This window comes from Ralstonia sp. 22111, from assembly GCF_052045895.1.
Taxonomy (GTDB): domain Bacteria; phylum Pseudomonadota; class Gammaproteobacteria; order Burkholderiales; family Burkholderiaceae; genus Ralstonia; species Ralstonia wenshanensis.
In genome coordinates this window covers 1,006,536-1,019,424 of record NZ_JBQEPR010000001.1, presented here as the reverse complement: position 1 = coordinate 1,019,424, position 12,889 = coordinate 1,006,536, and the positions used below count along the sequence as shown (strand labels likewise).

14 protein-coding genes and 1 tRNA gene are annotated in these 12,889 nt (G+C 64.1%); 9 read left to right on the top strand and 6 right to left on the bottom strand.

The genetic code is table 11. From position 1 onward, the window contains the following. The first annotated feature begins 77 nt into the window (after positions 1–77). Positions 78–2,132 (top strand): acetoacetate--CoA ligase, encoded by a 2,055-nt coding sequence (locus ACTJK4_RS04760; RefSeq protein ID WP_440816415.1) that lies wholly within the window; start codon positions 78–80, stop codon positions 2,130–2,132. A 129-nt stretch (positions 2,133–2,261) separates the two neighbouring features. Further along, on the top strand, positions 2,262–2,975 hold the full coding sequence (locus ACTJK4_RS04755) for a hypothetical protein (protein ID WP_440816412.1): 714 nt from the start codon (positions 2,262–2,264) through the stop codon (positions 2,973–2,975). 82 nt (positions 2,976–3,057) lie between these two features. Here ACTJK4_RS04755 and ACTJK4_RS04750 read toward each other — a convergent pair whose 3' ends face one another. Continuing rightward, positions 3,058–4,263, bottom strand: a complete 1,206-nt coding sequence (locus ACTJK4_RS04750) for an amino acid aminotransferase (protein ID WP_440816410.1) — start codon at positions 4,261–4,263, stop codon at positions 3,058–3,060. Between the two features lie 31 nt (positions 4,264–4,294). Continuing rightward, entirely contained in the window at positions 4,295–5,221 is a 927-nt protein-coding gene (locus ACTJK4_RS04745; RefSeq protein WP_440816407.1) for a DMT family transporter, read from the bottom strand. A 118-nt stretch (positions 5,222–5,339) separates the two neighbouring features. On the opposite strand from ACTJK4_RS04745, the gene ACTJK4_RS04740 reads away from it, so the two are divergent. The 4 genes from ACTJK4_RS04740 to trmB all read left to right on the top strand — a co-directional run bounded on the left by ACTJK4_RS04740 (position 5,340) and on the right by trmB (position 7,812). Next, a complete protein-coding gene (locus ACTJK4_RS04740; RefSeq protein WP_260802892.1) occupies positions 5,340–5,846 on the top strand; it encodes an Lrp/AsnC family transcriptional regulator in 507 nt (168 codons plus the stop codon). A 156-nt stretch (positions 5,847–6,002) separates the two neighbouring features. Then, the gene (locus ACTJK4_RS04735; RefSeq protein WP_260802893.1) at positions 6,003–6,773 is read left to right on the top strand and encodes a hypothetical protein; all 771 of its coding nucleotides are present in this window, start codon (positions 6,003–6,005) and stop codon (positions 6,771–6,773) included. A gap of 105 nt (positions 6,774–6,878) precedes the next feature. Beyond that, positions 6,879–6,952, top strand: a tRNA-Gly gene (locus ACTJK4_RS04730). Positions 6,953–7,038: 86 nt separating this feature from the next. Beyond that, entirely contained in the window at positions 7,039–7,812 is a 774-nt protein-coding gene (trmB, locus tag ACTJK4_RS04725) for a tRNA (guanosine(46)-N7)-methyltransferase TrmB (RefSeq protein ID WP_440816854.1), read from the top strand. A gap of 25 nt (positions 7,813–7,837) precedes the next feature. Here trmB and ACTJK4_RS04720 read toward each other — a convergent pair whose 3' ends face one another. The 4 genes from ACTJK4_RS04720 to ACTJK4_RS04705 all read right to left on the bottom strand — a co-directional run bounded on the left by ACTJK4_RS04720 (position 7,838) and on the right by ACTJK4_RS04705 (position 10,861). Further along, positions 7,838–8,950: an NADH:flavin oxidoreductase/NADH oxidase gene (locus ACTJK4_RS04720; RefSeq protein ID WP_440816402.1), complete on the bottom strand. Its 1,113-nt coding sequence runs from the start codon at positions 8,948–8,950 to the stop codon at positions 7,838–7,840. A 119-nt stretch (positions 8,951–9,069) separates the two neighbouring features. Next, complete coding sequence (locus tag ACTJK4_RS04715; RefSeq protein WP_027677989.1) at positions 9,070–9,951, bottom strand: undecaprenyl-diphosphate phosphatase; 882 nt, start codon at positions 9,949–9,951, stop codon at positions 9,070–9,072. 52 nt (positions 9,952–10,003) lie between these two features. Then, entirely contained in the window at positions 10,004–10,597 is a 594-nt protein-coding gene (locus ACTJK4_RS04710) for a DUF1439 domain-containing protein (protein WP_440816398.1), read from the bottom strand. Positions 10,598–10,603: 6 nt separating this feature from the next. Next, positions 10,604–10,861 (bottom strand): YkgJ family cysteine cluster protein, encoded by a 258-nt coding sequence (locus tag ACTJK4_RS04705; RefSeq protein WP_440816395.1) that lies wholly within the window; start codon positions 10,859–10,861, stop codon positions 10,604–10,606. 179 nt (positions 10,862–11,040) lie between these two features. Between ACTJK4_RS04705 and ACTJK4_RS04700 the strand changes: the two genes are divergently transcribed. The 3 genes from ACTJK4_RS04700 (at position 11,041) to ACTJK4_RS04690 (ending at position 12,886) form a co-directional block, all read left to right on the top strand. Beyond that, entirely contained in the window at positions 11,041–11,784 is a 744-nt protein-coding gene (locus tag ACTJK4_RS04700) for a TetR/AcrR family transcriptional regulator (protein ID WP_260802897.1), read from the top strand. 95 nt (positions 11,785–11,879) lie between these two features. Continuing rightward, positions 11,880–12,530 carry a protein-L-isoaspartate O-methyltransferase family protein gene (locus ACTJK4_RS04695; protein WP_232042187.1) on the top strand — a complete coding sequence of 217 codons (651 nt, stop codon included), beginning with the start codon at positions 11,880–11,882 and terminating at the stop codon, positions 12,528–12,530. Between the two features lie 23 nt (positions 12,531–12,553). Then, positions 12,554–12,886: a rhodanese-like domain-containing protein gene (locus tag ACTJK4_RS04690; protein ID WP_232042186.1), complete on the top strand. Its 333-nt coding sequence runs from the start codon at positions 12,554–12,556 to the stop codon at positions 12,884–12,886. Positions 12,887–12,889: the final 3 nt, after the last annotated feature.

Below are 12,889 nucleotides of genomic sequence, written 5' to 3'. Positions count from 1 at the left end.
GTCATCCCCTACTGGCCGACCTGCCACATCGATAGAGCGGGCGGCCTTCCCCCTTGCCTGACCGGCGGAGGAGACACATGAGCACCATCCAGGAAGGCGCCCTGCTGTGGACGCCATCGGCGGACTTCATCGCGCGCTCGCGCCTGACCCATTACCTCGACTGGCTCGCGCGCGAACGCGGCCTGCGCTTCTCGGCCACCACGCCCGAGGGCTACGCGCAACTGTGGGAGTGGTCCACCACCGAGCTGGACGCGTTCTGGACGTCCGTCTGGGATTATCTCGACCTGCGCGCCTCGACGCCCTTCACGCAAATGCTGGGCGACCGCACCATGCCGGGCGCGCAATGGCTCGTCGGCGCAAGGCTGAACTACGTCGATCAGGTCATGCGTCATGTGGAGGAAGGCGGCAGCCCCGACCGCACCGCCATCCGCTACGCCAGCGAGACCAAGCCGCTGGCCGACCTATCGTGGCGCGAACTGCGCCGCCGGGTCGCATCGCTAGCCGATGCACTGCGCAAGATGGGTGTGGTGCCGGGCGACCGCGTTGCCGCCTATCTGTCGAACACGCCGGATGCCATCGTCGCGTTTCTCGCCACGGCCAGCGTCGGTGCCATCTGGTCCGTCTGCGCACCCGACATGGGCCAGGTGGCCGTCACCGACCGCTTCCGACAGATCGAGCCCAAGGTGCTGATCGCGGTGGACGGCTATCACTACGGCGGGCGCGCTTTCGACCGCGCCGACGTGGTCGCCGAGATGGTTGCCGCGCTGCCCTCGGTCGAACACCTTGTCCTCGTGCCGCAGCTGCTGGGCGAGATCAACCGCACACGCTTCCCGGAGGCCCGTGACTGGCGCGACCTCACGGCCAACGATGTGCCGCTCGTCGTCACGCCAGTTGCTGCAGACCACCCGCTGTGGATTCTCTATTCGTCCGGCACCACCGGCATGCCCAAGCCCATCGTGCACGGCCACGGCGGCCTGCTGCTGGTGCAGACGATGATGGGCGCGCTGCATCTCGACCTGGGTCCCGACGACGTTTACCACTGGTACAGCAGCACCGGCTGGGTCATGTGGAATTCGCAGGCCAGCGGCCTGCTTGGCGGCGTCACGCTCGCCATCTACGACGGCAATCCCGGCACGCCCGATCTCAATACGCTGTGGCGCTTTGCGCAGGATGCGGGCGTGACGTTCTTTGGCGCCGGGGCGGCGTTCTTCGCCAATTGCCTGAAGGCCGGCATCGAGCCCGGTCGCGATTTCGACCTGTCGAAACTGCGCGCGGTCGGCTCGACCGGTTCGCCGCTCTCAGCCGAGGCGTATGACTGGATCTACCGCCACGTGAAGGCCGACGTCTGGCTCAACCCGATTTCCGGCGGCACCGACTTTGCCGGCTGCTTCGTGGGCGGCGTCGCCACGCTGCCCGTCTATGCGGGCGAGATGCAATGCCGCAACCTCGGTTCGCGCGTGGAAGCGCTCGACGAGGCCGGCCAGCCCCTCATCGACGCAGTGGGCGAACTGGTCTGCACGGCACCCATCCCATCGATGCCGCTCTACTTCTGGGGCGACACCGATGGCAGCCGCTACCGCGACAGCTACTTCGACATGTACCCGGGCCAGTGGCGTCATGGCGACTGGATCAAGATCACCCCGCGCGGCGGCGCCATCATCTACGGCCGGTCGGACGCCACGATCAACCGCCATGGCATCCGCATGGGCACGGCGGAGCTGTACCGCGTGGTGGAAGACCTGCCCGAAGTGCTCGACAGCCTCGTCGTCGATCTTGAATTTCTCGGCCGGGAATCGTTCATGCCGCTGTTTGTCGTGCTGCGCGAGGGTGTGACGCTCGACGACGCGCTGCGCAGCGCGATCAACGCGCGCATCAAGGCAGGGCTATCGGCCCGGCATGTGCCCAACGTGGTTGTGCAGGCGCCCGGTGTGCCGCGCACGCTCTCGGGCAAGAAAATGGAGGTGCCGATCAAAAAGCTGCTGCTTGGCGCACTGGTCGAGCGCATCGCCAACCCGGACGCGATGGCCAATCCGGACGTGCTGGCGTGGTATGCGAGCTACGCCGGGTCGCTGGTTCGGCAAAGTAGCGCGCAGGGCGAAGCCGCGCCGGCACTGGAGTCGTGGCGGAGCTAGACCAATCGTTGGCCCCTCGTTTCACAATCTCCGCCAATCGAACGATGGCAAGGCCAGGATGTGATGACTAACGTACAGCTTGCACCGGCACATCAAGATGCCGGGCGAGCTGCTTAACGGGGAGTCACCATGCTTGCAACGTCGAACGTCCTGGTCAAAACGGAGGACGGCCGTGAAGCCTTGGCCGAGCGCCGCCACGATATGCAGATGCGCCAGCGCCATCTGCTCATCCTCATCGACGGTGCCCGTACCGTCGGGCAACTGCATCAGCTGCTGAGCGACTGGCCCGATCTGGACGAACTGCTCGTGGGGCTGCAACAGGCCGGCATGGTCGACGTGCTGCCCGGTATCCCGCGTGAAAGCGCATCGGCCGCTGAACCGTTCGATCCCATCGCCCACTTCAACCGGCCGCTGCTTGACGATCAAGCCGAGGGCGCACCTGCCGCCCTGTCGCTCATCTACGACGAACTGCCACCGTTGACCGGCATGACGCTGGGCCTGCAAGCGGTGGCAGCACCCATCGACGAGCCCGCCGCCAATGACACCGGCAAGCCGCGTGCGGCGCCAGTCTCGGCTTCTTCTGCGCCACAGGCTGCCGTGCCGCCGGAGTTGGCCGACGTGCTGCCCAACGTGGTCAAGGTCGAGTTGATGCGTCTGGCTGTGCAGCACTTCGGTTCAGCCGCAGGTGCTGCCATGCCGCTGCTACGCGCCTGCAAGGAAGATCCGCAATCGCTCTGCGACGTGGTGGCCGCGTGCGCCAAGGCCGCAGCCCCGACGGCCGGCGAGCACGCCGCGGCGAAGTTTGTGGATGCGGCAATGCAGGCGATGGCGCGGCGGCGTTAGGCCACGGCCTAATGTGAGCATGGACTACGCCGAGACAGTGCAGAGCACACTGCCTGCGTTCAAGCGAAGTCATCCGCGTCGATCAGGCCAACGCACACGCCATATCCAAGGCCACGGCCACGAGCGCGCCCGCAACCCGGTCAATCTGCTCCGGTGCGAGTCCTGCAATATTGATCCGGCCGCCCTGAGTGCCATAGATGGCGTGATCTGCGCGCAAACGCTCCATGGCATCGGCATCCAACGGCAGCATGGAAAACATGCCCTTGTGCCGCGACAGATTCTGTAGCGCAACGGGAGCGCCCAGACTGGCCAATGCGCCATCAAGGCGGCACCGGTTGCCAACGATCCGCTGACGCATGTGTTCCAACTCGTTACGCCAGGACACCGTCAATGCGGCATCGCCCAGGATGGCAGCCACGATGGCCGCACCGTGGTCCGGCGGCATCGAATAGTTGCTACGTGTAATGCGCCCCAGCACGCCGCCAACGGGCTGCAGGGCTGCCCTGCTCTTGCCGATTACCATCGCCGCGCCGGTGCGTTCGCAGTACAGGCCCATGCTCTTCGAGCAGCTTGCCGCCACCAGCACCGTATCGAGCGCATCGACGAGCAACCGCAGTCCCGCGGCGTCCTGCTCCAGACCATCGGCGAGACCCAGATACGCCATGTCGACCAGCGGGATCAGGCCCTGCTTCGCGCAGCGCTCCGCCACGGTTTGCCAGACCTCCATGCTCATGTCGATGCCCGTCGGGTTGTGGCAGCAACCATGCAGCAGCACGACATCGCCTGCACGCGCGGCCCACAGGTCCGCGAACATGGCATCCGCGTCCAGCACCCCGCCTTCGGCGTGCCAGCGGTAGCGGTCCACTGCAAGCCCCGCCGCTCGCATGATGGGCACGTGGTTGACGTAGCCAGGGTCAGACACCCAGACGCGAGCACCGGGCGAAGCGACGGCGATGAAGTCGGCGAGCAACCTGAGCGCGCCGGTCCCGCCCACGGTCTGCATCGTGTGCTGGCGCGCCAGGCGACCTACGTCGTTGCCGAGCAGCAGCGTCGCCAACGCGGCATTGAAATCGGCGTTGCCGGCCAACCCGCGGTAAGCCTTGGAGGCACCCGCGGCGGCGAGGCGCTCCTCGCCGGCCTTCACTGCGGCCATGACCGGCGTCTGCCCGCTGTCATCGCGGTAGACACCCACCACAAGATCCACCTTGTCGGGCCGAGGGTCGGCACGGAAAGCCGCAGTCAGCCCCCACAGCGGGTCCGGGGCAACGGTGGCGAGGGTTGCGAGCATGACGTGGTCTCCGGAAGGACGATGCGATGGTCTACGCGCGGTTTGCGAGGATCACGCCAGCGGTGATCACAGCAATGCCGCAGGCAACGGTCAGGGTCAGCGATTCACCGAGCAAAGGAACCGCCCCGAGGCAAGCCAGCGCTGGCGCCAGCGAGCCGATGGCGGAACAGCGCGGCGTATCCAGATGACGAATCGCCAGCGCATAAGACAGACTTGAAATCACGCCAACCCCCAGGCCCTGGGCCAGCAGGAAAGGCATGGCGCTGCCCACGGTGAAGTGCCCGGCATGGCTGTCGACCACGCCCAGGCCCACCAGCAGCGCCGTCAGCAAGAAGGACGGCACGCTCAACAGCAATGCGCAACCGATGGCATCGAGCCCCGCCCGGCGCAGCCCCAGCGTGTAGCTGCCCCAGAGCAGACTCGCCAGCAACAGCAATGCGGCGCCGCCGACAAACGCGCCATGCGACACATGCGATTGCGATACCAGCAGGAGCAGCACGCCAGCGAGGATGATCGCGATGGCGCGCCCGCGTGCCGCCGCGATGCGCTGGCGGTCCACCACATACGCGATCAGCGCCACCGACAGCGGCGTCGTACCCGCAATCAACGCAGCCACGTGGGCGGCCGATGTCACCTTGCCGCCGGCCGAAGCCATGAAGAAGAACGGCACGCCACCGCCCGCCAACACCATCAGCGCGCTGAGCGGTTTCACCCGCCGCAGCATCGGCCAGCGGGAGGGCAGGAACGGCAACAGCAACACGGTCGGCAGGCCGAATCGGATGAGCGCCACGTCGGCAGGCGCCAGCGGCGAAGCGCCAATCGCCCGGATCGACAGCGCGAACCCGGCCCAGATGAGCACCGTCAGCACCATCGCCGCATACCCGATCAGCGGGTTGGCCTGGAAGGCGTTTCGCCCCGCCTGCGCTCCCACGCCCACCGTCAATGTCGAACCACGCATGCCGCCACCCTCGATTTCAGAATGGAGACAGAATGCCCCAGCATGAAAAGTAGTATCTTGCTATTTCCACTAATGCTGAGCGTTGCTTTGGCAGAACCTGCCACTCCGGAAAAATCACATGGATAAGAAAGACAGGCAGATCATCGCCGCCCTTCAAAAAGAAGGCCGACTGACCAACCAGGAGTTGTCGGAGCGGGTGAACCTGTCGCCCTCACCCTGCCTGCGCCGGCTGCGGTTGCTGGAGGACGCGGGCATCATTCGCGGTTACACCGCCATCGTCGATGAAGAGGCGTATGGGCTACCGGTCACGGCATTCGTGCATATTCGTCTGCAGCAGCACTCGCGGGAGGTGGTCTCGACGTTCGAGAACCGCATCCGCGCCATCGACGCGATCCTCGATTGCTATGTGCTGACCGGCGAGGCGGATTACCTGCTGCGCGTGCTGGTGGAAAGCCTGCAGGACTACGAGCAGTTCGTGCGCGGGCAATTGCATGCCATCCCGGGCATCGCCGCCATCGACACGAGCTTCGCGTATGGCGTGGTCAAGCGATCGACGGTGTTTCCTGCGTGGGATGAGAATCGGAGCAGCAACAGCCGCCGTCAGGAAAAGTCGCGGAGCCAATAGCTTGAGAAAGGTATGCAGCGATACGGGCGGTAACACCGAGCGTCATAAAGACAATCTGCTCCCGCATGGACCATAGTGACCGCCCCACTCCGGTGGGGAAACACTCAAGATTGACATGGCCACGCCGAAAGCATCTTTAGATATTCACAAGAAGACATGTCACTCACTATGCTAAGAACACTCCTGACCGCCATCGGAACCGCAGCGCTTTTTTCAGGATGTGCAGCGCCCACCTCCTCCGTCGTGGGCCCGGCAAACGCCGACAAACTGCGTGCAGTGAAAACCATTGCCATTGCCACACCGCTTAACGTCTCGTACTACACGACGACCGGTGCGGCGCCGACGGTCTTATTCCCTGGCGCTGGTGTGATCGCGAATATTGCTAGCGGCGCCGTTTCAGGCACGCTGAACGCCGGCGCCAAAAGTAGTACTGACGAATTCAACAAGCTTGCCGTCGAAAGCCGCGGAGGAAAACCGCCATCACAAGATGCGTTGGATACCGTGAAGGCCGAATTGAGCAAGAGCAGCTTTTCAGTCTCTGAAGTGGACCTTGCGCAGGATGGGGCGCCAAAGCTGAAGATTGATGGCTACCTGCCGACCATGACGGGCGATTCTTACCGGGGCGCCGACGCAATCATGGTGATCTCGCTCCAGCCCGGCTATAAAGCGCCTGGCCCTCTGAACTCGTACCGAAGAGAAGTCATCGGTTCGATCACCGTCTTCGACAGCGCCTCGCTAAAACCGATCTTCCGAAAAGGCATCCGATACTGGAAGACCTTTGACGAATCCAGCTACCTCACCTACGCCAGCTTGAAGGAAGACCTGCCGAAAGCCATTGGTGCCCTGGACAAGATCACGACGGAGGAGCTACTGGGAGCAACCAAGGCATTCGTCGCAGCAACCCACCAAGCGAGGTCAGCACAGTAGCAGCGGAATGGGGCAAGCAAAGCGGCGGTAATTGCACTTTTCACACCAGCCCTTGCCGCCCTTGCTTGCCCAATCCCCACAACCGCGCATAGAATGTTCGGCTACGCGGGCGTCGTATAATGGTAATACCCTAGCTTCCCAAGCTAGAGCCGTGGGTTCGATTCCCATCGCCCGCTCCACCGAACAGTCTGAAGCCGCCCTCGGCGGCTTTTTTGTTGCCTGCTCGCCCGCCATTCCATCGACGGGCAACCGGCACGGGATCTTCATGCAGCCCATCGAACAGCCGGGCACCGGCCCCGACGACATTACGCCGGAATCGCAAGACACCAATACCGCGGAAGACGCTGAAACTGGCGAGCAAACCGGCCACCCGCGCCGCATCCGCTCCTTCGTGCGCCGCGCCGGCCGCACGTCGACCGGTCAGCAACGCGCCATCGATGAGCTTGGCCCACGCTTCCAGTTGCCCTACACCACCGAGCCGCTCGACTGGGACGCCGCCTTCGGCCGCACCGGCGCCAAGCGCATCTTCGAGATCGGCTTCGGCATGGGCGAAACCACCGCGCACATCGCGCAATTGCGTCCGGACGACGATTTTCTAGGCGTGGAAGTGCATGAGCCGGGCGTCGGTGCGCTGCTCAAGATGATCGGCGAACGCGAGATCGGCAACATCCGCATCGTTTCGCACGATGCGGTGGAAGTGCTGGCGCACATGATTCCGGAAGGCACGCTCGATGGGATTCACGTGTTCTTTCCAGACCCATGGCACAAGAAGCGCCACAACAAGCGACGCCTGATCCAAAGCCCCTTCGTGGCGCGTCTGGCGGCCCACCTGAAGCCCGGCGGCTATCTGCATTGCGCGACGGACTGGGAGGAATACGCCCACCAGATGCTGGAAGTGCTTTCCGCAGAACCGACGCTGGAGAACACCGCCGAGGGCTTCGCGCCGCGCCCCGACTATCGCCCCGTCACCAAGTTCGAGAAACGCGGCCTGCGCCTCGGGCACGGCGTGTGGGACGTGGTCTTCCGCAAGCGGGCCTGACCACGTCCGCGCACGCTGGCGCGCGTCAGCGTGCGCCGAAATGCGTATCGCCGAAGAGGTTCTTGGCGTGGCGCGGGAAAGCGCGCCAGTATTGCGGCGGCGCCTTGACCGTCGCGCCCAATTCAGCGGCCGCCGCCCAAGCCCAGTGCGGGTTGTAGAGGAACGCCCGGCCGACAGCGACCAAGTCCGCACGCCCTTGCGCAACGATGGCTTCCGCCTCATGCGCCTCGTTGATGAGGCCGACGGCGATGGTGGGGATATCCGCTTCATGGCGGATCTTCTCGGCAAACGGCACCTGATAGCCGGTCGACAGCGGAATTTGCTGCAGCGGCGACACCCCGCCTGACGACGCATCGATCCAATCGCAGCCGCGGGCACGCAGTGCCTGCGCAAAAGCCACCGAATCCTCCGGCGTCCAACCGCCCTCCACCCAATCGGTGGCAGACACGCGTACGCCAACCGGAATGTTGTCCGGCACCACGGCGCGCACCGCGTCAAAGATCTCCAGCGGATAGCGCATGCGGTTCTCACGCGAACCGCCATAGGCATCGGTACGCTGATTGGCGATCGGCGACAGGAATTCGTGCAGCAGATAGCCATGGGCGGCGTGCAGCTCGATGGCCGATAGGCCAAGCCGCACAGCGCGGCGTGCGGTGTCGACAAACTGGTCGCGCACGCGGGCGAGGTCCGCATCGGACATCTCACGCGGAGCGCGCTCTTCAGGGCGCTGCGGCAACGCGGACGGACCCATCGTTTCCCAGCCGCCGGCATCGAGCGCCAACAATGCGCCGCCTTCCCAAGGCCGTGCGCTCGAAGCCTTGCGGCCCGCGTGCGCGATCTGCATGCCGATCGGCACCAGCGCGTTCTGGCGAATGGCAGCCAGCGTGCGCTCAAGCGCGGCTTCGGTCGTGTCGTCCCACAAACCCAGGCAGCCGTTGGTGATGCGGCCTTCCGGCGACACGGCCGTCGCCTCGATCATCAACAGCCCCGCGCCCGAAAGCGACAGGCTGCCCAGATGCGTGTGATGCCACGCCGTGGCTTGGCCGTTGTCGGCCGAGTACTGGCACATCGGCGAGATGACGATGCGGTTCTCAAGCGTGAGACCGCGCAGGGAGAAAGGCTGGAAGAGAGCACTCATGATCGGGAGATTCGGCAGTCAGCGGCTGACGGAAGAAACCGCCAGTGTGTCCGAATCCGCCCGATCGTGCAGACGGTGCGAAAGCCTCGCACCGAGAAAGGGAAATGCTCGCCGGTGGCTTAGGCTTGCCAGGCGATGAGGTGCGTATAGGCCGTCACCAGGACGATGATGCCGAAGATGATCCGGTACCACGCAAAGCCGCGGAAATCATGCGTGGCAATGAACTTCAGCAGCCAGCGCACGCAGAAGAACGCCGAGATGAATGCGGCTACAAAACCGACCGCGAAGATCGACAGATCGTCAGCCGACAGCAGCGCGCGCGACTTGTACAGCTCGTACACCGTCGCGCCAAAAATCACGGGAATCGCCAGGAAGAACGAGAACTCCGTCGCCACCTTGCGCGACAGCCCGAACAGCAGGCCGCCGATGATGGTCGAGCCCGAACGCGACGTGCCCGGAATCAGCGCGAAGCACTGCGCGAAGCCCACCTTGATGGCATCGGAAATGCGCAGGTCATCCAGGGTTTCAATGCGCGGCGCGCCAGCCTTGGCGGCTTCGAGCAGCGCATTGGCGCGCGGGTCGTGCGTCTCGCCGCGATGACGTTCGCGCCATTCGGCCCACAAAATCACGAAGCCCCCGAGGATGAACGCCGATGCCACCACGATCGGGTTGAACAGATGCGCCTTGATGGCCTTGCCGAAGATCAGCGCAAGCGTGATCGCGGGAATCGTCGCCACGATCACGTTGATCGCAAAACGCTGCTGGCGCGGGTCATTCGGCAGACCCTTGATGACGTCGATGATCTTGTGACGGAACTCCCAGCACACCGCCAGGATGGCGCCGAACTGGATCACGATCTCGAAGATCTTGCCCTTTTCGTCATTGAAGTCGAGCAGCTGGCCAGCGAGGATCAGATGGCCGGTGCTGGAAATGGGGAGGAACTCGGTCAGGCCTTCGACGATGCCGAGAATCAGCGCTTTGATGGCGAGTGCGATATCCATGCAATAAGCAAAGAGGAAGAAGAAAACGAAGCGCTGGGCGCGCAGCAGAAATTCAGGGCCGCTTGGCCTGAACGTGCACGCCCTCGGGCAAAACCGTGATTGTACCGGGCTCCACAGCAATGCCAGCCACTTTCAGCTGTTCGGGCTTGAACGTGTAGACGGCGTAGTCGCTGAGCAGTTGGCCGGCAATCAACGAACCGATCGAGCTGATCTGCGGGCCAATGCCGCCGGGCACGTTCTGCAAATCGAAGCGATCGACGCTGGGCTGATCCAGGCGAATCGAATGCGTGGGCGAGTCGTAATGCAAGCCACTGGAGACGGCCAGCGGCCCCGTCAGCGGCTGGCGGAACAGGCCGCTCTGCACCACAGCGTCTGCCTGGATGGCGATGCGGTTACGCGCGGGGTCAAGCGACACCTGCGGATTGGACAGCGTCACGTCAAAGAAGCCGAGAAAGCGCCGTTGGAACGGAAACTTGCGCGCAAGCGCGTCTTGCATCTGGCCGCGGGAAAAGGTGTAGCCGTCACCGGTCCAGCCGGTCGGCATGCAAGCCACGAGCGCGACGGCAATGGCCACGGCAACGGCGGCAGCCCCCGACCACCAGCGGATGGGGTTGGAGCGGGCAGCAGGTTTCGTGGAGTCGGTCATAACGAATCAATGCGCTGCGGTAGCGATTTCAAGTCGGGTCAAAAACTGCATGGCGTGCACAGCCGTGCCCCCGCACATGTCGGGCTCGGGCTGAAGGCTGCTGCACACCGCCGGACGTTCCGGCTGGCCGAAGATACGACAACCGTTGGCCTCATCCAGTTGCGCGCAGCGCACGCCGGCCGGCTTGCCGTTCGGCATGCCAGGAATGGGGCTGGAGATGGAAGGCGCGATGCAGCACGCGCCGCAGTGAGGTCGACAGTCCACGCTGTCCTAGGCAACGAAATCGGGCGGAAACCGCTATTGTGCACCAGCACATTCGAGGCCCAGTCTGATTGACATTGCCGATGCCGCTTGACCCACCCTTGCGGCATGCGTACATTAATGACCGGAAAGTAAGTTATCTGTGAGTCAGTGACCGTGCGCACTGACCGCGCCCTACCGCCGTGACCGATCAAGATTCCGAGTCTTCCTCCAAACGCTGGACCCGCCGCAAAGAGGCCCGCCCCCAGGAACTGGTCGCCGCCGCGCTGAACCTGTTCGTGGCGCGTGGCTATGCGGCCACGCGCCTGGAAGACGTGGCATCGGCCGCCGGCGTGTCCAAGGGCACGGTCTACCTGTATTTCGCCAACAAGGAAGAGCTGTTCAAGGCCGTCGTGCAGGAAAACCTGGTGCCTGCGCTGGCCGAGGGCGAAGCCCTGATTGATAGCTTTGACGGCACCAGCGAAGCGCTGCTGCACGAGATCCTGATGGGCTGGTGGGAACTGATCGGCGAATCGCCAGCTTCGGGCCTCACCAAACTGCTGATGGCCGAATCGGGCAACTTTCCTGACTTGGCGCAGTACTACCACAAGGAAGTTATTGAGCGCTGCGACCGCCTGTTCGCGCGCATCCTCGAACGCGGCATGGCCCGCGGCGAATTCCGCGACGTCGACATCGACCTCACCACGCTGACCATGGTCGCGCCGATGATCTTCCTGATGATGTGGAAGCACTCGTTCGGCCCGTGCTCGCACCGGGCTCTGGAACCCAAAGCGTTCATCGCTCACGTCGTGTCGCTGTTGCTGCACGGTGTGCTGCGCAATCCGGTGACGGGCGCCGTGATTCCGCCGCCCCCCGCGCTCACTGCGCAACCGTGGCGCACGCTACCCGAAGCTGGCGGCAACCCCGATAAAGGGGCCTCGTCATGACAACGTCTGCCGGAATGTCCTCCGGACTTGCTAAAATGCTGGGTTTGTCGTCAAACCCTCATTTGCATCACTCGCTCCGCGTGGAAGGCATGCCCATGGACATCGAAAAATCCCGGTTCAACATGATCGAGCAGCAAATCCGTCCTTGGGACGTGCTCGATACCGACGTTCTCGACCTGCTCAGCGTCGTCAAGCGCGAACACTACGTGCCCGAGGCCTACCGCGCGCTGGCCTTCGTCGACATGGAAATCCCGCTGGCCGGCGGCCAGAACATGCTGGCCCCGCGCGTGGAAGCCCGCGTGCTGCAAGAGCTGGCCGTGCGCAAGCACGAAGACGTGCTGGAAGTCGGCGCGGGCTCCGGCTATATGGCTGCCCTGCTCGCCCATCGCGGCCGCCAGGTCACCACGCTCGACATCGTGCCGGAGCTTGTCGCCTTCGCTCGCGACAACCTTTCGCGCAACGGCGTCACCAACGTCGACGTGGTCGAAGCCAGCGGCGCACAAGGCTGGGGCGATGGCCTCTATGACGTCATCTGCGTCTCGGGCTCGGTGCCCGCCGTGCCTGAAGCGCTGCTCAAGCAGCTCAAAGTTGGGGGTCGCCTGTCGATCTTCGTGGGTGGCGCACCGGTCATGGAAGCACAACTGATCACGCGCATCTCGAACACCGAATATCAGACGCGCAACCTGTTCGAGACGTACGTGGCGCCGCTGGTGGGCGTTCCCGCACCGTCGCTTTTCCGCTTCTGATCCATCTCGGCTCCCCAATCATCATGCAACAGCTCGCTCCCACCGCCCTCGCCCAATGGCTCGCCGACGCATCGCGCGCGAAGCCCGTCCTGCTCGACGTGCGCTGGACGGAGGAGTTGGAGATCTGTGCCATTCCCGGCATTACGCACATTCCGATGGACCAGATTCCGGCGCGTGCCGGCGAGCTGAATGCTGACCAAGACATCGTCTGCATCTGCCATCACGGCGGACGCAGCGCGCAGGTTGCGCAGTATCTGATCACGCAAGGTGGCTTTGATGCCGCGCGTGTCTACAACCTGCAAGGCGGCGTCCATGCCTGGGCTCACCAGGTGGATCCGCAGATGGCGACGTACTGATTG